This is a genomic window from Pantoea sp. S61, assembly GCF_016625145.1.
Classification (GTDB): domain Bacteria; phylum Pseudomonadota; class Gammaproteobacteria; order Enterobacterales; family Enterobacteriaceae; genus Pantoea; species Pantoea rwandensis_B.
Map to the genome: position 1 here is coordinate 549,137 of NZ_JACVUO010000001.1, position 21,017 is coordinate 570,153.

At 49.5% G+C, this 21,017-nt stretch carries 26 protein-coding genes; 14 read left to right on the forward strand and 12 right to left on the reverse strand.

Annotation, left to right across the window (positions count from 1 at the left end; genetic code table 11):
• Positions 1–1,030 precede the first annotated feature (1,030 nt).
• The 4 genes from IAE30_RS02750 to IAE30_RS02760 all read left to right on the forward strand — a co-directional run bounded on the left by IAE30_RS02750 (position 1,031) and on the right by IAE30_RS02760 (position 2,550).
• Positions 1,031–1,468, forward strand: a complete 438-nt coding sequence (locus IAE30_RS02750) for a VOC family protein (RefSeq protein ID WP_200537481.1) — start codon at positions 1,031–1,033, stop codon at positions 1,466–1,468.
• 376 nt (positions 1,469–1,844) lie between these two features.
• Positions 1,845–2,087: a tlde1 domain-containing protein gene (locus tag IAE30_RS30385; protein ID WP_353655814.1), complete on the forward strand. Its 243-nt coding sequence runs from the start codon at positions 1,845–1,847 to the stop codon at positions 2,085–2,087.
• Positions 2,088–2,170: 83 nt separating this feature from the next.
• Positions 2,171–2,329: a tlde1 domain-containing protein gene (locus IAE30_RS30390; RefSeq protein ID WP_353655815.1), complete on the forward strand. Its 159-nt coding sequence runs from the start codon at positions 2,171–2,173 to the stop codon at positions 2,327–2,329.
• The gene (locus tag IAE30_RS02760; RefSeq protein WP_200678303.1) at positions 2,329–2,550 is read left to right on the forward strand and encodes a hypothetical protein; all 222 of its coding nucleotides are present in this window, start codon (positions 2,329–2,331) and stop codon (positions 2,548–2,550) included. Before IAE30_RS30390 ends, IAE30_RS02760 begins: the two co-directional genes overlap by 1 nt.
• Before the next feature lie 269 nt (positions 2,551–2,819).
• Here IAE30_RS02760 and IAE30_RS02765 read toward each other — a convergent pair whose 3' ends face one another.
• On the reverse strand, positions 2,820–2,969 hold the full coding sequence (locus IAE30_RS02765) for a hypothetical protein (protein WP_200537482.1): 150 nt from the start codon (positions 2,967–2,969) through the stop codon (positions 2,820–2,822).
• A gap of 101 nt (positions 2,970–3,070) precedes the next feature.
• Here IAE30_RS02765 and IAE30_RS02770 point away from each other — a divergent pair, with 101 nt between their 5' ends.
• The gene (locus IAE30_RS02770; RefSeq protein ID WP_200678301.1) at positions 3,071–3,562 is read left to right on the forward strand and encodes a hypothetical protein; all 492 of its coding nucleotides are present in this window, start codon (positions 3,071–3,073) and stop codon (positions 3,560–3,562) included.
• On the opposite strand, the gene IAE30_RS02775 is transcribed toward IAE30_RS02770, so the two are convergent.
• The 5 genes from IAE30_RS02775 to IAE30_RS02790 all read right to left on the reverse strand — a co-directional run bounded on the left by IAE30_RS02775 (position 3,559) and on the right by IAE30_RS02790 (position 6,075).
• The gene (locus IAE30_RS02775) at positions 3,559–3,825 is read right to left on the reverse strand and encodes a DksA/TraR family C4-type zinc finger protein (RefSeq protein ID WP_200678299.1); all 267 of its coding nucleotides are present in this window, start codon (positions 3,823–3,825) and stop codon (positions 3,559–3,561) included. The two genes, IAE30_RS02770 and IAE30_RS02775, sit on opposite strands and share 4 nt — an antisense overlap.
• A gap of 38 nt (positions 3,826–3,863) precedes the next feature.
• On the reverse strand, positions 3,864–4,214 hold the full coding sequence (locus IAE30_RS30395) for an inorganic phosphate transporter (protein WP_353655816.1): 351 nt from the start codon (positions 4,212–4,214) through the stop codon (positions 3,864–3,866).
• Between the two features lie 70 nt (positions 4,215–4,284).
• On the reverse strand, positions 4,285–4,482 hold the full coding sequence (locus IAE30_RS30400; RefSeq protein ID WP_353655817.1) for a hypothetical protein: 198 nt from the start codon (positions 4,480–4,482) through the stop codon (positions 4,285–4,287).
• A gap of 100 nt (positions 4,483–4,582) precedes the next feature.
• A complete protein-coding gene (locus tag IAE30_RS02785) occupies positions 4,583–4,966 on the reverse strand; it encodes a hypothetical protein (protein WP_200678307.1) in 384 nt (127 codons plus the stop codon).
• Between the two features lie 89 nt (positions 4,967–5,055).
• Positions 5,056–6,075 (reverse strand): LacI family DNA-binding transcriptional regulator, encoded by a 1,020-nt coding sequence (locus tag IAE30_RS02790; protein ID WP_200537485.1) that lies wholly within the window; start codon positions 6,073–6,075, stop codon positions 5,056–5,058.
• Between the two features lie 424 nt (positions 6,076–6,499).
• Between IAE30_RS02790 and IAE30_RS02795 the strand changes: the two genes are divergently transcribed.
• The 3 genes from IAE30_RS02795 to IAE30_RS02805 are packed head-to-tail and all read left to right on the forward strand — an operon-like array spanning position 6,500 to position 10,326.
• The gene (locus IAE30_RS02795) at positions 6,500–7,219 is read left to right on the forward strand and encodes a gluconate 2-dehydrogenase subunit 3 family protein (RefSeq protein ID WP_045814523.1); all 720 of its coding nucleotides are present in this window, start codon (positions 6,500–6,502) and stop codon (positions 7,217–7,219) included.
• Between the two features lie 22 nt (positions 7,220–7,241).
• On the forward strand, positions 7,242–9,014 hold the full coding sequence (locus IAE30_RS02800) for a GMC family oxidoreductase (protein WP_200678297.1): 1,773 nt from the start codon (positions 7,242–7,244) through the stop codon (positions 9,012–9,014).
• Position 9,015: 1 nt separating this feature from the next.
• Positions 9,016–10,326, forward strand: coding sequence for a c-type cytochrome (locus IAE30_RS02805; protein WP_200678295.1), 1,311 nt, complete (start codon positions 9,016–9,018; stop codon positions 10,324–10,326).
• A gap of 448 nt (positions 10,327–10,774) precedes the next feature.
• On the opposite strand, the gene IAE30_RS02810 is transcribed toward IAE30_RS02805, so the two are convergent.
• Entirely contained in the window at positions 10,775–10,978 is a 204-nt protein-coding gene (locus tag IAE30_RS02810) for a general stress protein (protein ID WP_034822638.1), read from the reverse strand.
• 453 nt (positions 10,979–11,431) lie between these two features.
• Between IAE30_RS02810 and IAE30_RS02815 the strand changes: the two genes are divergently transcribed.
• Entirely contained in the window at positions 11,432–11,938 is a 507-nt protein-coding gene (locus tag IAE30_RS02815) for a DUF892 family protein (RefSeq protein WP_200678293.1), read from the forward strand.
• A gap of 410 nt (positions 11,939–12,348) precedes the next feature.
• On the forward strand, positions 12,349–13,914 hold the full coding sequence (locus IAE30_RS02820) for a methyl-accepting chemotaxis protein (RefSeq protein ID WP_200678291.1): 1,566 nt from the start codon (positions 12,349–12,351) through the stop codon (positions 13,912–13,914).
• A gap of 31 nt (positions 13,915–13,945) precedes the next feature.
• Here IAE30_RS02820 and IAE30_RS02825 read toward each other — a convergent pair whose 3' ends face one another.
• Positions 13,946–14,842, reverse strand: a complete 897-nt coding sequence (locus IAE30_RS02825) for a LysR substrate-binding domain-containing protein (protein WP_200678289.1) — start codon at positions 14,840–14,842, stop codon at positions 13,946–13,948.
• 114 nt (positions 14,843–14,956) lie between these two features.
• On the opposite strand from IAE30_RS02825, the gene IAE30_RS02830 reads away from it, so the two are divergent.
• From IAE30_RS02830 to IAE30_RS02840, 3 genes are all read left to right on the forward strand, one after another.
• Positions 14,957–15,565 (forward strand): LysE family translocator, encoded by a 609-nt coding sequence (locus IAE30_RS02830; RefSeq protein ID WP_200537796.1) that lies wholly within the window; start codon positions 14,957–14,959, stop codon positions 15,563–15,565.
• A 78-nt stretch (positions 15,566–15,643) separates the two neighbouring features.
• The gene (locus IAE30_RS02835; RefSeq protein WP_200537491.1) at positions 15,644–16,051 is read left to right on the forward strand and encodes a hypothetical protein; all 408 of its coding nucleotides are present in this window, start codon (positions 15,644–15,646) and stop codon (positions 16,049–16,051) included.
• A gap of 22 nt (positions 16,052–16,073) precedes the next feature.
• Positions 16,074–16,238 (forward strand): hypothetical protein, encoded by a 165-nt coding sequence (locus IAE30_RS02840; RefSeq protein WP_200537492.1) that lies wholly within the window; start codon positions 16,074–16,076, stop codon positions 16,236–16,238.
• Positions 16,239–16,260: 22 nt separating this feature from the next.
• On the opposite strand, the gene map is transcribed toward IAE30_RS02840, so the two are convergent.
• Together map and IAE30_RS02850 are read right to left on the reverse strand one after the other, a co-directional pair.
• Positions 16,261–17,049, reverse strand: coding sequence for a type I methionyl aminopeptidase (gene map, locus IAE30_RS02845; RefSeq protein WP_200678287.1), 789 nt, complete (start codon positions 17,047–17,049; stop codon positions 16,261–16,263).
• Positions 17,046–17,291, reverse strand: a complete 246-nt coding sequence (locus IAE30_RS02850; protein WP_045832646.1) for a ParD-like family protein — start codon at positions 17,289–17,291, stop codon at positions 17,046–17,048. Before IAE30_RS02850 ends, map begins: the two co-directional genes overlap by 4 nt.
• Before the next feature lie 751 nt (positions 17,292–18,042).
• On the opposite strand from IAE30_RS02850, the gene IAE30_RS02855 reads away from it, so the two are divergent.
• A complete protein-coding gene (locus IAE30_RS02855; RefSeq protein WP_370585460.1) occupies positions 18,043–19,815 on the forward strand; it encodes an EAL domain-containing protein in 1,773 nt (590 codons plus the stop codon).
• Here IAE30_RS02855 and IAE30_RS02860 read toward each other — a convergent pair.
• Positions 19,807–20,595, reverse strand: a complete 789-nt coding sequence (locus IAE30_RS02860) for a hypothetical protein (protein ID WP_200537495.1) — start codon at positions 20,593–20,595, stop codon at positions 19,807–19,809. The genes IAE30_RS02855 and IAE30_RS02860 overlap by 9 nt on opposite strands.
• Positions 20,596–20,793 (reverse strand): hypothetical protein, encoded by a 198-nt coding sequence (locus IAE30_RS02865; RefSeq protein ID WP_045814535.1) that lies wholly within the window; start codon positions 20,791–20,793, stop codon positions 20,596–20,598.
• Positions 20,794–21,017: the final 224 nt, after the last annotated feature.

Here is a 21,017-nt window from a genome sequence, read left to right on the forward strand (position 1 = left end):
GTGGCTGATATTTTTTTGATATATTGATGTTGCGTCTTCCATCCTGAGAAAATATCTCTCACTCTGACCTGTACCCGGGTCAGAGCAAGTAACACGTACTGTCAGAAGCACGGTGCATGCGCTGCGCATTCGATTCCGGAAAGGCGTGCCCGCCAGCAGACTGCTTGATCCTGTTCAGGTGCAGCAAAGCCATGGCATGTCCGGAATGGTTTTTTTCCAATGAGTTCTCTGCGAATAATATCAACATGCATTCAATACCTTCGGTTATTTTCTGCGGGGGCTGGATAATGACCGAAGCGTAAAAATGCAGCCGCTTCCACACTGGCGCTGTGCTTAAATATAAATCTGTCTGTTCTCAGTGGTACTGGTCGTATCTGACACCCTGTTTATCCGATGCCGGCAGTTTCCTGAAATTCAGTTAATCTGCAGAGGTGAGTCGCAGGGGTTTATATCCACCTACCGATGTATAAAATTATTTGGCATAGAAACGGGCCGCTCTGATATGGCCCTGCTCATGGAGTTGTCTGAGCCAGTCGTCTGCCTTACTTTAACTATAAATATCTGACTTACTCTGGTTGTTCCTGAATCTCGATACGGATGATTGTTAAAGCTTGTCGCATCTTCAAGTAGCACAGTACCGTTCTGCCGCGCGGATATGAAGCTGAAGATTCTCTGCTATCGTCGGTCTCGACGGCATAACTGCAGGAATGAAAAATATATCCTCTTAACCTAAAACATGTTTCTCAACCAAAAGGCATATTCAAAAGGGCTTGTTCGTCTGATAAGAGCGAGAAGCGGACATTCGCAGTTTCTCTAAAATATATAAACACTTGTAACGCAGTCGCGTATCTATCAACAAGGTGTAGGTATCCAGTATAGCTGTTGCTGTGGATGAATCGTGACTACATTACTCAGACCGCATATACTTACGTTTCTTTTCTGAATTAATCCCAGCGCACTAATCGCTAAGAAATAAAGCTGGAATTTTAATTATTTAGATACTCAACTTTAAAAGTCAGCAGGTAATCTCATGATCTTAAGTGTTAATCATGTTGGTTTTTCAGTCAAAAATATTGAAGATTCATTATTCTTCTGGACCCATATTCTTGGAGGAGAAGTATTACGCGAAGGGAAAATGTCTGGCCCTATTATTGATGAAGTAACAGGCGCCAGGGGAGCTGATGTACGAATGGCTTTGCTTGAACTGGCTGGTATGAAAATTGAATTACTGCAATACAATAATATTGAACAGCCAGAAGCGCCTTCAGCCCCCTACATCCCGGGCTACGCGCATCTTGCGTTTATGGTCGAGAATCTTGATACGCTCCTGAGCAAAATATCGGACTATGGCTGGAAGACGCCAGGGACACCTCAGACAGTCTCGTCAGGACCCATGAAGGGAACCAGAGTTATATATGTACAAAGCCCCGACGGGCAGACGCTTGAATTGATGGAAGGTCGGCAATGAAGGACATACGTTATGACCTGTTACTTTCTTATTAAACAGTGATGTTTCGAAGTCCGCTTCTGACACTTAGCTGTCATTCATCTTAGAAATTTTTCTGGCCTCTTCGGTTTGCCGGTGTAGCGGGGGCGTCTGCCTGACTACCCGACTAGGAGAACTGGCAGCAACAGTAAATTCCGTTGAATCGCGAAGGCGTGTCTCAGGTTTGTCTGGTGGGGTCCACTGGTGTAACCGTTTGATTATAATAATTAAAAGCGCTCCACTTAAGCAAAAAATATCGCTGTCCGATAAAGTACCCTTGCTTAAATTTAAGCCATATTCCTAAACACCTGACTATTGATTGGATCTAGAATGGTCGTATTTGACAAAGGGAAGCGTTATGCCATTCAGCTGTTATCTGTTGTTAAATCGTCGTGAGATGACCAACTTAAACTGCCCTGGAATAGGGAGCTTTCCTGCATTTTCCGGTCAAGATAAGGGGCGAAATAATCCCGATATGACTGCTGTTGCTGATATCGGCCCACTTGTGCGTGGGCGCTACTATATTGTTGAGCGGCCAACAGGTGGCAGGCTGGGGCCATTTAGAGAGCGTTTTCTCAAGGAAGTTTATGGTACGGATTGATCAACATGGTTTGCACTCTATCGTGATGACGGAAAAATTGACGACATCACGTTTATAAACGGTTAAAGCGAGGCCAGTTTCGTTTGCATCCCATTGGCCCATTAGGCATCAGTGAAGGCTGTATTACGTTAGCGCATCCTGTCCAGTTCAATTATATGCGCGACAGGCTCTTACGCGATGGCCCAACCTTAAAGATTCCGGGCAGTAACCTGATGGCTTACGGAACGGTGAAGGTGTACTAATGATGAAATTTCTTTTGCTCGGCTTGTTCTTTATCGGTTGTTGTGTGGCTATTTCTAAAGGGATCGCTGTTCTAATCCCCACTACAGTGTTCTACAGCCTGGCGCATGACCTAAATATAACAGGCTCAGAATCGGTTATCGATTTTATGATGGCAGTGAACATTGCTATTTCTGTTGTACTATCTGCAATCTTAATCAGGCTCGTGATTAAAAAACGATAACATCCTGACTTAGGATGTCCGTGATTAATTACCACCTGGCGGACTTCTATAACAACGTCCCCTTGATCAAGGATAGCGTTGCATCGACCCGTTGAAGCCACACCACAAAGCTGACAATCAAGCTGGCAATTAAATCTGCGAAGAACGGATGTTCGGTAGCGGACTCATTCTACTGCCATGCTTTCATCAGTTCAGAATATCGCCTGCGAAGATAATATTGCTCTGAAAAACGGGGATGGCAATAGTCCTTTCTCAATCCCATCAACGCACTAATCCAGCCACAACTGGCTGAAATCAGGCCAGCCGAGCGTGTTGACGTCACGCCAGCCGAAGGATTTCTCACTCTTGAGTTCCAGCCAGTGATGAAAAAGAGGGAGCACCCAGCGCTGAGAGGTGAGGGCTCTGAAGAACGACTCCACACAGGCTATGCTTTCGCTGGGTTCAACATTTATCAGGTCGTTCTGAAGTTGTTGCCAGGCTGCGGTCTGTGATGACGGTAACCTTTTGAATACCGGGTCGGATGCCAGCCAGCCGACAACCGAACCGTGTTAAATCACTCTCGTTAATTCGACCAGCGTGGCATCAGCAGCGCAGCCCGCTGAATATGAATGTTTACAGCGTGCTGGCTGATTACTGGCAACTCTACGGGAAGGAGGAGGGCCAGCGTGCTTTTGCTGAATCGGCAACCTATCAGTCGATTGAGCAACAATCACCGGATAATGCCCACTCACTCATGAAGACGTTTGCTCTGGCGGCTGAACCAACGCTGCATTTATTGCGGCAAATCGCCAGCTGTTATCCTGGCTATGATGCCCGTGTGATAAAGGATGCCCAAATCCCTGTTGCGGTGGCGGGTACACAAATGGATGTAATTCATCCCCTGAGTACTGCTCAGGCAATGGCAAGGGAGTTAGCAGGAAAGGACGCTACGGTAACCTTCACTAAATCGCTGGATAAAACGCGACACAGTTCTGAGGTGACGGCGCTGTTAGTGAATAATATTGTGCGCTAACGCAACTGGCTATCCTTGCTGCCACGGCGGTTATACCCGCTGTGGCTGGCTCCTTGCTTATCTAACGCACTCTGGCACTTCACGCAGTAACGCACCCCAGGCAATGCGCTGCGACGCGCTGCGGGAATCGGCTCCCCGCACTCGTCGCAATACTCTGCACTTTCACCCTGGTTGAGGTGACTTCTGGCGCGCGCAATCGCATCATCCACGGTCGCATCAATTTGCTTTTGCACTGCACCATCTTCAGACCAGCCGCCTGCCATAACCCCTCCTGATGATCATCGACTGGTCAAAGTATAGTTCAGTAGCTATCGGGTACGATCATGCTCTCTGGCACCGGATGACGGGCATAATTTTCATGATGAATGCGGGAAGGCAGTGAAATCTGCTCGCCTTCTGCGGCTTCATACGGCACCTGTTGCAGCAGATTGAGTCGCAGTGTGCTGAACTGTAAGCCGCTGCGATTGGCGGCCATGGTGCCAGCAATCCCTGAGGAGAGCACGTGTGTGGTTGAGACCGGCAAACCAAAGGCATCCGCTGCGACAATGGTGCCCATCGCCACCATCTGCGCACTGATGCCTTGCGCGTAGTTAAGCTGGCTCTTACCAATCTTTTCACCCAACGTGGTGACAATGCGACGCCAGCCCACCATGGTGCCTGATCTCAAAGCCAGTGTTTGACCCAGGTCGGAATAAACTGCGTTGCGCTATTCAGTGCAGTCTTCAGCGCTGCAGATTTTGCTGCGTGGCAGACGGTAAAATTAGTGAGCGGTCGGCTTGCAGGCGTTTGATGGTTTCAGCTGCCAGATACATCTCACTAAGCACGGCTGGTTTTTGATCGGCAGGAATTGTCTGTAACGCGCCATATTGCTTCAGAGTGGCGCCAATGTTGCCACTGACCTGAGCTAGCGCCGCGATCACCTTGGTATCGCGTTGGTCAGTGCGCAGATAAGTCGCTAATACATCATCAGGCTGAGCAGGTGCGGGTGCGATGCTGAATTGCAGCAGTTGAGTCTGACAGCTACTTATGACGTCTTTTCAACTCATCAAACAACCATTCTTTGCTGATGGGTCCAGAACTTAACTTCTGAATCATGGCGTTATCCGCATAGTTCTGTAGCCATTCTCCCAGTTCCGCCATGCCTGCTTCATAGGAGCCGTGCACCTCAACAAACTTTTCCGACAAGATCAGTAGCTCCATGCGCAGCGCATTGCTGCGGGTCATGAACTCCAGATAGCCTTCGCGATCGGTTTCATAATCGGGGATCTTCGACAGCACAATGACCTCTTCTTCCTGAATCGTGGTGTGCCAGTGTAAACCGCTATCTCCGCTATGTGCAGAATAATCATGCTGCACAAGTGAATATTTAATTGTTGCGGTTCGCTTATTCTCTTTTCTTTCCATCCTTATTTTGCGTCATTATCGTAGGCTCACTGGCTCACTGGCTCACTGGCTCACTGGCTCACTGGCTCACTGGCTCACTGGCTCATTGGCTAATCCATATTTTCTGCTGTCACAATTCGCAGTTCAACGCGGCCGTCCCGATACAGATCGGGTTCAAATCCCTGTTCCAGATGTCTTATCAACAGGTCAGTGGCCAGCACGGCATGCTGGCGAGCATTCTGATCCAGCGTGTAGGAGAGCGCGCCAGTTTGCAGCAGTTCTTTCGTCACATCATACACTTCGTGTGTGATGTAGCAGCAGCGGCCGAGCAACTGGTGTTGCTGCAATACAGCACTGATATCGCTGTTGTTGTCGCCAGAGTTATACAAACCGACCACATTGCTTGATTGCTGTAACGTGTGATTCAGCAGCGAACGGATTTTGTGCCGTTCATCTTCCCCCGCTAATACTTCACGCAACTGTAACCAGGGAGCACGTTGGGTGATGGCATCACGAAAACCTGAAATACGTTGGATATGTGCGCTGAAATCAAAACGCCCGCTAACCATGATCACATCCCCCTTGTGAGGCATAGTCTGGCTCATTAATAAGCCTGCGGTACGTCCTGCCTGATATTGATTTATTCCAACATGACAGAATCGATGTGAATTGGGTAAATCTGAAACCAGCGAAACCACCGGGACACCTTTATCTTTACACCAGGATAAGGCGTCATGAATAACGGGATAGTCATGCCCATAAACAATAATACCGTCGCGCAACTCACCGCTTTTTTTTATCTTTTCCGCCAGTTTTTCCGGTGGATTTTCCGTCACCAATGTACGAAATAATTTTATTTTACGATAACCCAGTCGATCGGCAATGTTGGCAAATTCATCGGCTAACTGCTGAAAAAACCAGGTGCCATTACTGCTCAGGAATACCTCAATCTGCCAGGGATGCTGTGTATCATCCGGCAGTAAACGCTGCAACCCAGCCTGACGTGCGGCACGCAAGACTTTGCGCACCGTTTCAGGACGAACGCCGCCACGCTCATTTAGTACGCGGTCAACCGTTGCGATCCCAACCCCGGCCAGTTCAGCCACTTTAATCAGGGTGAGTTTTTTCATGATGCTTCAATGCCCCAGTAAAATTCATGTCCAATATTTCAACAACGCAGAGTGCGCTTCAGGTCACAACTGGGCGTCTATTTTCGCCGTATTATGCGCAACATCTCGTGACTGGCAAGATGTTAAATGTTGCGGGACGAAACCATACTCTACATCTTCCAGCGCCGCTTATTAAAAACTTCAATGATGGGAAACCATCAACAAAAACCTTTCAAAGCGAAGGGGGAGTCATTACTCTTTGCTGTGTTGTTAATATTTAATTAATTACGTAATTTGAATGTAAAAACTTACCTCAGTATTTATCTAATAAAAGCCCACAGGGCAACGTCAGTATTTATCCAATAAACCTTATTTATATGGCTCAATGCCAGGCACAAATACGTCTGTTATTTGACCTGGTTTGCAATGTGAAAGCAGGGAAAACATGAAACGCAGAGAATTTCTCACTTCCATCACCGCATTGGGAGTGGCTTCCACGATCCCGACATTGGCACAAGCCGATGTGGTGACGGGTGGCCAGCCCTGGGAACCCGGCAAAATCCAAACGCCGCCCGCACCGCCGAGAAAAGGGGGGCTGCAATATCTCACTCAGCATGAATTTGACACGGTAGGCGCCATCGCTGAACGATTTATTCCAGCCGATGAAACCAGCCTGAGTGGCAAAGAGGCAGGGTGCGCCATTTTTATTGATCGGCAACTCGCGGGCGATTACGGCAACGCAGTGGCGATCTACCGTTTAGGCAAATTCGTCAAAGGCACCGCTGAGCAGGGGCCGCAATCTCCGCTGACGCCTGCACAACGCTATCGTCTGGGCATTGCTGCGCTGGATAAAGCCCTCCAGCAACAATATGGCAAAGACTTCCTCTCACTCAGTGGTGATCAGCAGGATCAGGTGCTGACCGCAATGGAGCAGAACAGCCTCGATCTCGGTGAGGAAGTTGAAACCAAAGTGTTCTTTGAACTGTTGCTGCAGAACGTGCGTGAGGGCTTCCTGTCTGACCCGATTTATGGCGGCAACAAAGACATGACCAGTTGGAAAATGATTGGCTTCCCTGGCGCTCGCTACGACTTCCGCGATCTGCTGCCGAAAAAAGGACAGAAGCTCAACATCATTCCTACCAGCCTGATTGATAACACCCTTTAATTTGTTTGCTGAGCAATAAACTATGAATAACGTCCGTCCAAAAGCTGATGTCGCCATCGTCGGCCTGGGGTGGTGCGGCTCTTTGATCGCCGAAGAGCTGACCCGCGCAGGTCTGAATGTCGTTGCCATTGAACGTGGCCCGTGGTTTGAAACCGCGACAGATTTTCCCCCCTCGGTCGATACCGATGAACTGCGTTGGGATACGCGCCGCAGTATGCTGCTGCCGCCCGCCGTCGAAACCACCACTTTCCGTAATAACACCACGCAAACGGCCCTGCCAACGCGCGAGTGGAACCTGAATGAACTGGGTTACAACGTGGGAGGCTCGGGCACTCACTGGGCTGGGATGGCATGGCGTTTTACGCCGTTCGATTTCGAGCCCTACAGCCAGACAGTGAAGCGTTACGGAAAACAGCAGATTGCCAAAGGGGTGATCCTGCAAGACTGGGGAGTGACTTACGACGAGCTGGAACCGTTTTACGATCGCTTTGAAAAGATCGCCGGCGTGTCAGGCAAGGCCGGTAAGCTGAACGGCGAAGTCATTGAAGGTGGCAACCCTTACGAGGGTAACCGTTCAAGCGAATACCCTTTGCCTGCACTGGAGAGTATGCGTCTGACGGATATTTTTGCCGAAGGCGCGAAGAAGATCGGCTTGAAACCCTTCATGGTTCCCGCTGGACAGGCGTCACGCGCTTACGTAAACCCACTGGGTGTGCGTATGGGGCCTTGCACCTATTGCGGTTACTGCCTCTATTACGGCTGCGGTAACTTCTCAAAATCCAGCCCTAACGCCTGTGTCATCCCAGCGTTAATGCAACGTGAGAACTTCACGGTGTTAACAGACTCCGCCGTGGTTCGCGTCAATAAAGCGGAAGACGGTAAAACCGCCACCGGCGTGACCTACCTCGATAAGAACAAGAAAGAGTGGGTACAGCCTGCAGACATCGTGATCTTGTCCGCCTTCCAGATGCAAAACGTGCGCCTGCTGCTGCTGTCCAAAATTGGCGTGCCTTACAACCCGGTGACCAAAACTGGCGTGGTAGGGCGTGCCTATAGCTTCCAGACGGTATCGGGTGCAGCGATCCACTTCAAAGATGAAAATCTGAATCAGTATATCGGTGCCGGAGCCCTCTCTTCGCAGGTGGACGACTGGAACGGCGATAACTTTGACCATACCGGTCTGGGCTTTATCGGTGGCGCAGGGATCCTGGTGGTGGCGCGTGGCGCGCGTCCTATCGGCAATGCCGATGCACTGCCACCGGGCTCGCCACGCTGGGGTAAAGATTGGAAGAAGGCTTATACCCACGCGTTCCAAAACACGACCTTTATCTTCGGCCAGGGCACCAGCTTCTCGCACGAAGATTACTATCTTGACCTCGATCCTGAGTACAAAGATGACAACGGCAATGCGTTGTTGCGTGTCACTTTTGACTACAACGACAATGACCGCCGCTCGGCGAAATTTATCGAAGAGAAGAGTGTGGAGATCGGTAAGGCCATGGGCGCTGAAATCGTCATTGGCACTAACTCTGCCTCGGGCGCTTACTCACCGTACAACTTTGCCAGCGACCACACCATTGGCGGAGCGGTCATGGGCAGCGATCCAAAAACCTCGGTGCTTAACCGCTACCAACAGTGCTGGGATGCACACAACGTGTTTGTACTGGGGGCTTCCTCTTTCCCAAACAACGCCGGTTATAACCCAACAGGCACCATTGGGGCGCTGAGTCTGTGGACGGCGAAAGCCATTATTGAACAGTACCTGAAAAACCCAGGTCCGTTGGTGAAGGTGTGAGATGAAGAAAACCAAACTGATTGCGGGCGTAGCGGTGATTGCTGCGGCTGTGGCAGCGGGCATGCTGTGGATGAACGGCGATACTTCTGCGGATGATGTTGCCAGCAACAACGTACTCACCAGCCAACCGCCAACTGCGGCAGACAGTGCCGCGATTGAACGTGGACGTTATGTGGCGATTGCCAGTGACTGCACGGCTTGTCATACCATGCCGGAAAGCAAACTGCCGCTGGCCGGGGGCTACTCGATCAGCACCCCCTTCGGCGGCATTTATGCCAGCAACATCACGCCGGATAGCGAAACCGGCATCGGTAGCTGGACGGAGCGTGATTTCTTCCGCGCAGTGCGTCACGGTAAGGGTAAAGAAGGGGAGCACCTATATCCTGCGATGCCCTACAACGCTTATGTGAAGCTGACGGATCAGGACATGCATGATCTCTGGATGTACCTGCGCTCGGTAAAGCCGATTCACTATCAGGTGCCGGAAACCAACCTGGGCTTCCCGTATAACATTCGTCTGGCGATGATGGGCTGGAACCTGCTGTTTTTCCGCAACGCAGGTTTCCAGATAGACAGCAGTAAAAGTGCTGAATGGAACCGAGGCGCTTATTTGGTGGAAGGGCCAGAACACTGTGCCGCCTGCCATACCGCGAAGAATCTGATTGGCGGTGACAGCAGTGATTATCTGCAAGGCGGCAATCTGGGTGAATGGCATGCCCCCGATATCACACCAAACCCGCACAACGGTATCGGAAGTTGGTCTGAGCAGCAGGTGGTGGATTACCTCAAGCTCGGCAGTAACCATGTGGCGGTCGCTTCAGGCCCGATGGCGGAAGCTGTGACTAACTCCACACAACACTTAACCGACGCTGATTTGCGCGCAATTGCGGTGTATCTCAAGCAAGTGCCGGCATCGACCACGACGTTGCCGCAACCGTTACCGATGGATAATGGGCAAATGAAGATGGGTGAAAATGTCTATTCAGCCAACTGCACTGCCTGCCATAACAGCGACGGCAAAGGGATCCCCAACCTTGCCGCCAGCCTGGCAAATAACCCTGGCCTGCTAGCGGATGATGCCTCTTCCATCATCACGACGGTGTTACAGGGCGGGCGCGGCGCGGTGACAGCGGGAAATCCAACCAGTGGTGCCATGCCTTCGTTTGCGTGGAAACTCTCGGACGAGCAGGTGGCCGCAGTGGCGACTTACCTGCGTAACAGTTGGGGCAATGCGGCTAAGCCGGTGACAACGGATGAAGTGGCAAAAGCACGTGCGCAATTGAAGTTACCCGCACAGATGCCTGCACGTTAAGTTAACTCACTCACCAGGGCTGCTATTTTTAAAAGAATAGCAGCCCTTTTTGTTGCCTGATGTTGAGCAGGACAGCCATTAACAACAGGGTAATTGTATCTGAGGCATGTCAAATTCAAGTTTTGTAATTAACTTAATCACGTCCGATCTTAATTTTCACTAAGGTGTACAACTTAAATTCCTGTGTACAAATATGTTGGTTAATTCGTGTTTAGTTATTTATTTTGTAATTTAAATTGATCATTAATATATAAGGAAAAAATACCGGATAAGCGAAGCGGCAAATGGCGCACGATTGATCAAGAAATGATCGATTTTTTGTAGTTAGCGACGAAAATAACCCTCCTGACGTAGCGAATTTTGCATTTAAGCGAAGCGCTAATACACGTCAGGAGAGTGTTGTGATAAAGGCTAGCGAGCGTAACCCTGTGTTGAATTAATGATAGTGTTATTTCCGGCGGCTGATCTTTCCTCCCTTCCGGCCTGCTTCAACGGCGCGGTTCGGATCGTTTTTAAAATTGCCGCCACTTACCTGACCGCCTTTGCGGCCTGCTTCAGCGGCACGCTCCTTGTCCTCGGCGAAGTTCCCTGTGCCCCCACGACGTTGCGTCTTTTTCTCTTCCTCTTCAGGATGCTTGTTAGGGTCCGTCATGCGTTCTCCTCATTATATTTGTACCAACATAAAGCAAAAATAAATGTAGCGTTGTTTTTACCATAATCAAGTCAGAATTAATCTTAAGTTTTATTATTTTGCAGACTGATTGTTTAAGGATAAGTCGATTTTTGTTTATAAGCAGATGAAACTCACATGAATGATGATTGTTAGCGCACTTTAGATGTTGAGTAAAGCGTGGCGTGCGGTTAAATATAAGCGAAGCGGTAAGGTGGTGATATTAATCATCCCTCTCAGTTTTGAGTTGAGCGGCTTGCGCCAGGGGGCTTACTTGCTACGTTTAATTAAGGTGATTGTTAGGCCGTTAATTAACGCTTCGCTTATTTCCAGATAATTTCATGAGCGAAGGTGTTGAATCGGTTAGCTTGCTAAGCAACTGCATACCATGCCCAAAGGTAGTTCATTAACAGCACATCAACCAGGAGTGAATGAATGACGAGGGAATCTGTTTATCTGGATTGGCTACGTGATGCACACGCGATGGAGAAACACGGTGAAATGTTATTAAAACAGGCGATGGAGCGTCTCGACAGTGATTCTGCAATCGGGAGTCACATCGCGCATTATCTTGCGCAATCACGCGCACAGCAGTTGCAGGTGAAAGACGTTCTGAAATGCCATGACGAGGGTTGGTCGGCATTAAAAGAGGCATTAGGTCGCCTGTCTGTGGTGGGGCAGGCCGCAAGCGATATGCTGCGTGCTGAGCAGGGCGCGCAGATGGCCGTCAGCGTCTATGTCTTTTGTAGTTATAAACTTGCCACTTATACCACGTTAATTGCTGCCGCCAGACAGGCTGGTGACAGTGAAGGCGTGGATATTTTTCAGCGCATCTTGCAACAGGAAGGGCAAATGGCGGACAGACTGCTTGCAGACTTGCCTGAAGCGGCCAATGAATCGATAGACTTGCTCGCGATAAGTGAAGCATCAAGCGTGGTATAGCGTTTTCTCTGGGTGGCCTGCTGGCTGCCCGCAGAGAAAATATTTTGCCTTATTAATGTTTGCACGTTAACAGCAATTGCATAAGCTGCATTAAAAAGCCGTTACGTTTATCCAAACCTAAGATCAACCTGCCCAAAGTCAGTTTAATAAGTAAAGCACATTGATCACTCAGGTGACTATTATTGCTAACAATTTAATATAACTGATCAAATTGTCTAATTGCGCTATTCCACAGGAAGTGAATTGTCTTTCACGAGTAAGTTATATTTAAGTAAAAGCATTAAGGTTAGTGAGCATGCTGACGATAACAGCAGGGATGCTGCCGATGAAAACGCGGAGCGTCTCCATTTCTTTGTTTTAATAACACCTGGATTTCATGACTCACTAATAAAAATCATTGAGGTTTCTAAATGGACATAGTTCAAGGATTTTCACGTAATATTAAATTGCGCAGCAAACTCATTATTTCTTCACTCATCAATATCGGTATGCTGCTTTTGGTTGCGGTACTGGGTTTAAATTCGCTGTTTATGGCACAAACCGGCGTCAACGGCATGATGAAAGATGATTACCCAACCATTGCGTTGGGCAATCAGTTGATCGATGAGATTAACACCACCATTCAGCGACAGGCTTTGCTGCTCAGCTCAATCAATGCGGAGCGCCGCAGCACCATCATGAATGAGCTTCAGGGGGCGACCGGGCAAATTACGGAGATTTATCGTCAACTGCATGCACTGGCAACAGATGACGATTCCATTGCTTATCTCAAAATCCTGGATGATAAACGCAAATCTTATTTAGAGGGCCGCAATGAATTTATGCAACTCGCGAGTCAGGACCCTAATAAAGCGCTGGATTATTATCTGACAGCATTGGCGAGTAAACAAAAGGACTACACGAGTGAAGTGCAGCGTTTTATTGCACTGCAAGAGCAGCAGATGAACGGCTCCTACACACATTTTATGGATTCCTACCACACCACTAAAATTTCAATGGTGGTGATCTTTATTGCGGCGATTATTCTTTCTGCAGTGATTGGCTGGATTATTATCCAATCCATTACTGTGCCATTAAAAAATGTGATTGCGTTTTTAGGCCGCGTTGCTGATGGCGATCTCAGTACGAATTTCTATGAAAAACGTAAAGACGAAATGGGCCAGTTAATAAACGCTATTCAGCAGATGCAGGATAAAATGTCGACCATTGTCAGTCATATTCGTATCAGCGCAGAGCAAATCTCAGGAGGTGCCAGCGAAATTATGTCGGGTACACATGATTTGGCCGCGCGCACTGAAGAACAAGCCAGTTCGGTTGAGCAAACGGCAGCATCGGTTGAAGAATTTACCGCCACCATTAGCAACACGCGCAATAACACCCACTTTGCTGCCGATCTGTCTGAAAAGGCGGAAAGCGCCGTGGGGCAGAATGCCACCATGATGAACAATGTGTCGACCAAAATGGCTGAGATCCATGATTCCGCAGGCCGCATGGCAGACATTATCAATCTGATAGATTCGATTGCTTTCCAGACCAATATCCTGGCGCTCAATGCGGCTGTTGAGGCGGCACGAGCAGGGGAGCACGGTCGCGGTTTTGCGGTCGTTGCGCAGGAAGTGCGTGCGCTGGCGCAGAAAACCGCCACCTCATCGCATGAGATTCGTCATCTGATTGAGGAGTCCTCCACGCGCATCGTTGATGGCCGTGACATGGTGGCGGATGCCAACAAACTGATGTCGGAAATGATGAACAACGTGGTGAACATGAAGGAAGTGCTGTCACAGATTAACCAGGCCAGTACCGAACAGGCCGATAGCATCAGTCAGATCAACACCGCCATCAGCCAAATCGACATCACGACACAACAAAATGCCTCGCTGGTGGAACAGTCCCTGGCTGCTTCCGCCATGCTCAGCGAGCAAGCGACAAATATGGTGAACAGCGTCAGTGTGTTTACCTTGCGTCAGAGCGCATAGCAACAAGTGACAGGCGGCCTGAAGGCCGCCACTACGCTATATTCTCGCTATTTAAGACGGGCGCCTGATCAAGCAACCATTGAAGCAATAGCTTGATGTTGGGCGCTTCCTGCCGGGTTTTCGGCCACACCAGATAATAACCGTCACCTGTCGCCACCGGCTGGTTAAATGGCAGCACCAGTAAGCCGTTGTTGATCGCCTGCTGGCTGAGCAGCAGGTCACCTATTGAAACGCCATGTCCGCTAATCGCCGCCATCGTGCCCTGTTCCAGAGTATCGAACAGTTTGCCTTGCCACAGATTGATAATCGGTGCATCAGTTGCCCCCTGTGACCAGCGCAACCAATCGCGGCGATCGTGTGAAGGGTGAATCAATTCACAGCTTGCCAGTTGCGTTTGTGCTTGTCGTTTCAGCGCGGGGGCGCAAATCGGAATTAACCACTCCTGAAACAGCAAATGGCACTCGGTGTCTGCACCAAAATTTCCGTCACCCAACAAGATGGCGCAGTCAAAAGGTTCACGGGCAAAATCGACTTTGTCGGTGTCCATCCAAACGCTGGTAATCTGCACTTCAGGCGTTGAGTTTTGCTCACGATATGTTTGGAGTACATCCAGCAACCAACGCATGGTCAGTGTCGAAGGGGCCTTGAGGCGGAGTTGATGACCCTGCTGCGCGAAGGCGGCGCAAGCTTGCTCTAAAGAGGCAAATCCGACCTGTAATTGTGCCGCGAATACGCTACCCGCAGCGCTGATTTCGACCCTGGGCCCTTTACGGATAAACAGTTGGCAATCGAACCACTCTTCCAGGGTACGGATGTGACGGCTAATCGCGCCAGGAGTGACGTTGAGTGCGGCGGCGGCCTGGCTAAAAGACCCCAACTGCGCCGCACTGGCAAAGGCGCGCAACGCGTAAAGTGGAGGAAGCGTCATAAGGCAAACTCAATGTTGAGTAAAACTCACATTCAACGTCATTTTAAAGCGTTTTTCAACGAACAAACGAAAGGCAATACTGACGACCTTCTCATGCGTTTACAGGTCGTTGTCATGAACCTCTCACTGCTGCTGGCATATATGCTGGCGATTTTATTGCTGTTAATGACGCCAGGCCCGGTGGTGGCGCTGGTTACGGGCACGGCCGCACGTCACGGTTATCGCCGCGCTTTTGCCACCGTGGTGGGCACTAACGCGGCATCACTGGTGTTGATCGCGCTGGCTGCGCTGATGTTGACGGGATTGGTTTCGATCAATCCTCGGAGTTTGCAAGTCGCCGGGTTGCTGGGTTCCCTGTTTATGGGCGTGATTGCATGGCAAGGCTTACGTGCTGCAACCAGTGCAATCGCCCACCGGCCCGCAGCACAGGGTGGATTGCTGAAAGGCTTTGTGGTGGGCATCTCTAATCCAAAAGATATTCTGTTCTTTGCCGCGCTGTTTCCACAGTTTATCGCCATTACGCCCTATCTTAGCAGCAGCCTGATCACTCTGGCGCTGGTGTGGATGGCCTTCGATTTTGCGGTGCTGGCGTTTTACATCATCACCGTAAAACGCTGGCTGCCGGGTGCAAAACAGCTACGTATGGAGCGGGTATCAATGCTGATATTATTGCTGATCGCACTGGCGGGCGCGTTCTACAACCTGAGGGAGCTGTTGTTGTAGCGTGGTATTGAAGATTTTACCCACAACGCCGATAACGCATAGCGAATTGCTGCATGGAGCAGCTTAAAGGGAAAAATAATGAAAAAAGCATTGATAGCGTTAGCGGTTTTAACCCTGGCAGGGTGCGCCAGACCTTATGGATCAGCCGATACCATCATCAATCAGCAAATGGTCACACCGGATACCAGCAAGAAGCAGACGCCGGTTACCGTTACGCGCCTTAAGCAGTTTATTGGTAGTGCAAGCGGGGGATCCTGCAAATTCGTGGTGAACGTGGATGGTCAGGATGTCGCGATGTTGCGTCAAAACCAGTTTGTCACTGCGTATCTGGAAAATGGTCTGCACAAGTTACGCGTCAGTAATGACTGTTCAGTGATGAGCATGGGGATGCGTAAGTCGCTGGATATTGTGGCTGACGGCACGCCACAAGAGTACGCCACAGAAGTGGGCTTCTGGGGACAGTACCGCATGTGGCGCACTAAATAAGTTAAAAAGCGGAGTGATGCCAATGCCAGCGGCCATCAGGAGCACATTACCTGATGGTTGCAGTGGAAAAGCAGCCGCCGGCAAAAATGGCTTGTTCACGCATCAGTCTCAGTTCGGGATAAAAAAAGTGACGTTACCTTACACGGCGGTGAAAAGTAACGCCACTCCATTGGCGCATCCTGAATGACTGTCAGCGCGGTGAGCCGCACTCAGGCTTCTATTGCTGCGTAATCCCCTGTGCCTTCGGGCCATGGCGTAAGCAAATCGAAGCCGGTCTCGGTCACAGCAATGGTGTGTTCCCACTGCGCCGACAGCGAGCGATCTTTTGTCACCACCGTCCAGCCATCAGATAAAACACTGGTGCCTGCTTTACCGGCATTGATCATGGGCTCGATGGTGAAGATCATGCCTGCCTGCAGCGCAATCCCTGTGCCCGGCGTACCGTAGTGCAGAATCTGAGGCTCGCCGTGATAAATCTCACCGACACCGTGACCGCAATATTCACGCACCACTGAGAATCCGGCTTTCTCCGCCACCTGTTGGATCGCGGCGCCGATATCACCCAAAGTTGCACCGGGTTTGACGACTTTAATGCCCGCCACCATGGATTCGTAGGTGATATCGACCAGACGTTTAGCGCGCACCGATGGCTCACCCACGTAATACATGCGGCTGGTATCACCGTACCAGCCATCTTTAATGATACCGACGTCGATGTTGACGATATCGCCATTCTTGAGCTTTTTCTCACCAGGAATCCCATGGCACACCACGTGGTTTACCGACGTACAGGTGGTGCGCGTATAGCCGTGATAGCCAATATTGGCGGGAACAACCTTCAGTTCATTGACAATATAGTCATGGCAAATGGCGTCCAGTTCATCTGTGGTCACGCCGGGTTTGACGTAAGGGGTGATGATTTCCAGCACTTTTGCCGCGGTGTGTCCGGCAGCGCGTGCCAGTTCGATTTCTTCAGCAGTATGCAGTTTGATGGTCATTGCGCGATTCCCTGCGTGGTTAATGTAGGCTGGTCAAGCAGCTGCGCTAAATCTGCGCCGCCGTCACGTTCGACACGCATCAACAGTCGTGTCAGTTCCTGAAGGTTGAGGTCAGGATAAAGCTCAGCCAGCATGCCAATCTTCATCCAGTGCTCTGCCTGCGCATTGATGGAACGGCTTAACGCCGTGCTCGCGATACGCAGATTCTCATGCATCAGATCAGAAATTTTTACGATACCCATTATGCGATCCGTATATGAAACATAGTCGTTTTGCATATAGGTTACGCTGCGTCCGGATAAGATGGAAGGGGAAATATTGGTAAGTTTGCCGTGACCATGCACAGCATCTCCAACTTTTCGCCGTTTAAGCCTGCCAGGACGTGACATGTGGAGGAAAAGAGGGCAGAGGTAAAGATAGACTAAAGGAAAATACCCCGCGAAGCGGCTTAACATTCGTTGCAGAGTAATATCTCTGGATTTCCCCAGAGCAGGGTGCTGAATGTTTGGGATTTGAAACCTTAGCTAAAATAAAATAATCCACCGTAGAGGGATTAAGCTAATAATCGAGTGGCATCATTAAGAGAAAATCGGCAGCAACTTAGCGATACGGCAGAAATATATTTTCCGTGACGCATCACTTATTTGATGGTTTTCTGTGCTTATTGAAGTTCTGACAACAGATTGAATTTAATGCGCTAATTATTAAACCCTATTAATGAGTGTGCCATTGATAAGATGTCTGGGCAGCCGTAATCCTTGTTTTCAATTAACGCTTCGCTTAAATCAGGTGAAAGATCCCTTTACTCAGTTGTCATGTAAGCTTTTTGTAAAGATATTTCAGCATGACAAAACGTGATGGCGGGCATAGTATGGTGATATTCACCGGTAAATAATGAGCAAAATAGACGCAAAATGGCGGATATTCTCCTTAATGATAATGAAGTTATTCTTTTGAGTTCAGCATTGCTATCCGTACCAATAGAATGGGCGAGTGCAAATGAGCATAACTAACGAATTTAAGCCAGGCTGCATCACGCTCCAGGCACTTCGGACTCCAGATATCTGCCGTGACGATGTACTGAGCAAATTCACTGATTTGGTCAGTAAAACGCTGGATGTTCCCAGCAGTTTCATCTCTGTCCTTGACGATGATTTCCAATACATCAAAGCTGCTCACAACTTTAACGTCGGTGAAACGTTGCGTGCCGATTCATTGTGTCAGTACGTGGTAGAAGGGGATCAACCGCTGGTGGTGCCCGATACCCAACTGGACGCCTGTTTTTCCGTCAATCCTTTTGTTATTGGCGAACCTTTTGTTCGCTTTTATGCGGGCGTGCCACTGAAGAGCCAGGAAGGGCTGGTCTTAGGCACGCTGTGCGTGGTTGATAGCAAACCACACACCTTTAGCGCTGAAAAGCTGGCGACGATGACATTGCTATCACAACTGGTGATTTCCTTTCTGGAAGCCTGGCATTCTGTCGGTTTTACCGATCTGGTGACAGGATTGCCTAACCGACAGCAACTGATTCGAGACCTGCAATCCTTGCGTAATGCGGGTGATAACACACGGTATCGACTGGTGTTGATCGACTGCATCGATATGCCGCGAGCCTATGAGTTGGCGCGTTCGTTGGGCATGGCGCCAGTCGAAGGGCTGCTCAAAGATATGGCAACGTTACTGCCGCTACGTTTGCGTCCCGGCAAAAATGAACTGCTCTATACCGTGGCAACCGGGCGGTTCGCGCTATTAACCCAACAAGAAAGTCCATTGTGCGCCGAGTGGATTGCGCGACGCATGGAAGGCGTACGCGCCGAGATTGGCGAAGGTTTATCGGTCGATTTGGCGACGCATACCGGTGAAACCCTCTTTTCGCCGTCAGAAATTTCCGCTCAGGAAGCGCTGCGTCGAGCCGTTAGTGCGTTGCATGAAGCCATTTGTCGCGGTATCCCGTGTATGAGCTTCAGTGAGAAAAACGATGAGCGGCGTACGGATGACTTTACTCTCGTCAACGATTTGGCCACTGCTGTACGGCACAATCATGGCTTGTATCTGGTGTTCCAGCCGAAAATCTGTCTGAGCAGCGGTTTACCGATTGGTCTTGAAGCGCTGATTCGATGGCGCCATCCCACCCGAGGTGAGCTTTCTCCTTCAGTCTTCATCCCGCTCGCGGAACAAACCACGCTGCTGCAAGAGATCACCGAATGGGTCATTGATAAAACCATTGAGCGTTTGAAGCGGCTCAACGGACAAGGTATCCAGTTGCCTGTCACGGTGAATGTTAGCGTGCGCGACTTTAGTCAGGAAAGTTTTGCCGACAGACTCGAAAGTAAGATGATCAAGGCACGCCTGCCGACGAATCTGCTCGGCATTGAGTGCCTGGAAACCGAGCGCATCATCGAAAGCACGGCAGCAATCAGTGGCCTGGAAATGTTGAAACTGCGCGGTTTCGGTATTGCGCTGGACGATTTCGGCACCGGCTATAGCAATATCAGTTATCTGCGAAAAATGCCTCTGGATGTGGTCAAACTCGACCGTTCGATTGTCGGGGGACTTGCCACGGACACCGCGTCACGCATCATCACTCGCAGTATCATCACCATGCTTAAAGAACTGGATTACGTGGTGTTAGCTGAAGGCGTGGAAAATCTTGAGACGCTTGAAGCGTTAAAAGAATTCGGTTGCGATCAGGCGCAGGGGTTCTTTCATTCCCGCCCATTACCTGAAAGCGAACTGGATAATTGGTTGCGCTGGAAGTTAGGGTGATACCTCTGTCCTGACGTCATCGGTTCCTGCTTCACCCATTGCCAGAGCACTGGCGCTGGCGGGGTCAAACAGCGACAGACTCTCGATTTGATCAACCATAATGACTTTGCGAAACTCTAAAGCCGATTTGGGTTTTGACATAAAATCAATACCGTGTTCGTGGTACCAGCGGCTGTAATTGTGTTCAACAGCGAGGTTGAGCGTGCGCGCATCGCGATAACCGCTGAGCATCGGTATTAATACAATATTAGCCGTGCTGGCATATTCGAAAGTGGCGGCATGAATCATGCCAATGTAGATGCGTCGGGATTTTAGCGTTACCCAGGCTAACTCACCTTCTTCCATACACTGCAACAACATCTGCTCAATGCCGTTCGAACGCGACAATCGCTGATAGAGGTCGCGGCGGCTGCTGGCGGTTAATCGCGCGCTACCAGCCCAGTTAGAACGATACACACAAAACAGCAGGGCAAAGGCGAGCATAATCACTACCGGTGCCTGAATACCCAGAAAGCTCCATGTCATAAAATCCACATGCCAGCGGGCGTGTACGAGACTGCTAAGTGCAAACGTGTTGTTGAGTGCTGAAGCGGCGAGTAAGATCAGCCAAACAATCCCCGTTGCAAGCACCCCCTGCAAGACGAAAATACAGCCATAAAGCGCAATGAGAAAATAGACATCCCAGCCAAATGACCGTTTTATTTTTAAGCGACTCGACATGTCGCGGCTGGTATACCAATAGCCACATACCATCAGCACCATAAATATTGCCGTGCCCATTTAAATACCCTTCAACGTTTTGACATGATGGGAAAAATCGCGCTGTACTTTTGGGCTTAAAGGATTAACCGAAGCGTTACCATCTTCATCAATAATGATTCTGTCACCTTCCTGAATAGATTCTTTCATATCATCCTGACTCATGACCTGGAGCAATGACTCTGGGCTGTTAAAGAGGGAGCTAATAAAGCTAAACATGTTAATTTCCATTTCTCTGGGATGAAAACAGTATGGCACAAAACCAGTTGTTGTTCTGGCTTCTCTCATCCTCAAAGGGGATGTTTTTGAACTTTACAGATTAATCCGGTCATTTAATATATTTAAGCGAGGCCGTAATCTGGGGGTATTATTACCTGATGTTAATTCCTGATAAAAATTGATTTGTATTACAAATAGTAGACTATAGTTATTAAGAAACTATT

Excerpts from the sequence above, each read along its gene's own strand:
- IAE30_RS30395 (WP_353655816.1), bottom strand. The coding sequence starts at position 4,214 with ATGGTGGGCTGGCGTCGCATTGTCACCACGTTGGGTGAAAAGATTGGT.
- IAE30_RS02770 (WP_200678301.1), top strand. The coding sequence starts at position 3,071 with ATGCCAGCCAGCCGACAACCGAACCGTGTTAAATCACTCTCGTTAATT.
- IAE30_RS02830 (WP_200537796.1), top strand. The coding sequence starts at position 14,957 with ATGAACCTCTCACTGCTGCTGGCATATATGCTGGCGATTTTATTGCTG.
- IAE30_RS02815 (WP_200678293.1), top strand. The coding sequence starts at position 11,432 with ATGACGAGGGAATCTGTTTATCTGGATTGGCTACGTGATGCACACGCG.
- IAE30_RS02825 (WP_200678289.1), bottom strand. The coding sequence starts at position 14,842 with ATGACGCTTCCTCCACTTTACGCGTTGCGCGCCTTTGCCAGTGCGGCG.
- IAE30_RS02840 (WP_200537492.1), top strand. The coding sequence starts at position 16,074 with ATGCCAGCGGCCATCAGGAGCACATTACCTGATGGTTGCAGTGGAAAA.
- IAE30_RS02785 (WP_200678307.1), bottom strand. The coding sequence starts at position 4,966 with ATGGAAAGAAAAGAGAATAAGCGAACCGCAACAATTAAATATTCACTT.
- IAE30_RS02790 (WP_200537485.1), bottom strand. The coding sequence starts at position 6,075 with ATGAAAAAACTCACCCTGATTAAAGTGGCTGAACTGGCCGGGGTTGGG.
- IAE30_RS02850 (WP_045832646.1), bottom strand. The coding sequence starts at position 17,291 with ATGGGTATCGTAAAAATTTCTGATCTGATGCATGAGAATCTGCGTATC.
- IAE30_RS02750 (WP_200537481.1), top strand. The coding sequence starts at position 1,031 with ATGATCTTAAGTGTTAATCATGTTGGTTTTTCAGTCAAAAATATTGAA.
- IAE30_RS02820 (WP_200678291.1), top strand. The coding sequence starts at position 12,349 with ATGGACATAGTTCAAGGATTTTCACGTAATATTAAATTGCGCAGCAAA.
- IAE30_RS02805 (WP_200678295.1), top strand. The coding sequence starts at position 9,016 with ATGAAGAAAACCAAACTGATTGCGGGCGTAGCGGTGATTGCTGCGGCT.
- IAE30_RS02835 (WP_200537491.1), top strand. The coding sequence starts at position 15,644 with ATGAAAAAAGCATTGATAGCGTTAGCGGTTTTAACCCTGGCAGGGTGC.
- IAE30_RS02760 (WP_200678303.1), top strand. The coding sequence starts at position 2,329 with ATGATGAAATTTCTTTTGCTCGGCTTGTTCTTTATCGGTTGTTGTGTG.
- IAE30_RS30385 (WP_353655814.1), top strand. The coding sequence starts at position 1,845 with ATGCCATTCAGCTGTTATCTGTTGTTAAATCGTCGTGAGATGACCAAC.
- IAE30_RS02810 (WP_034822638.1), bottom strand. The coding sequence starts at position 10,978 with ATGACGGACCCTAACAAGCATCCTGAAGAGGAAGAGAAAAAGACGCAA.
- IAE30_RS02800 (WP_200678297.1), top strand. The coding sequence starts at position 7,242 with ATGAATAACGTCCGTCCAAAAGCTGATGTCGCCATCGTCGGCCTGGGG.
- IAE30_RS02860 (WP_200537495.1), bottom strand. The coding sequence starts at position 20,595 with ATGGGCACGGCAATATTTATGGTGCTGATGGTATGTGGCTATTGGTAT.
- IAE30_RS02865 (WP_045814535.1), bottom strand. The coding sequence starts at position 20,793 with ATGTTTAGCTTTATTAGCTCCCTCTTTAACAGCCCAGAGTCATTGCTC.
- IAE30_RS02775 (WP_200678299.1), bottom strand. The coding sequence starts at position 3,825 with ATGGCAGGCGGCTGGTCTGAAGATGGTGCAGTGCAAAAGCAAATTGAT.
- map (WP_200678287.1), bottom strand. The coding sequence starts at position 17,049 with ATGACCATCAAACTGCATACTGCTGAAGAAATCGAACTGGCACGCGCT.
- IAE30_RS02795 (WP_045814523.1), top strand. The coding sequence starts at position 6,500 with ATGAAACGCAGAGAATTTCTCACTTCCATCACCGCATTGGGAGTGGCT.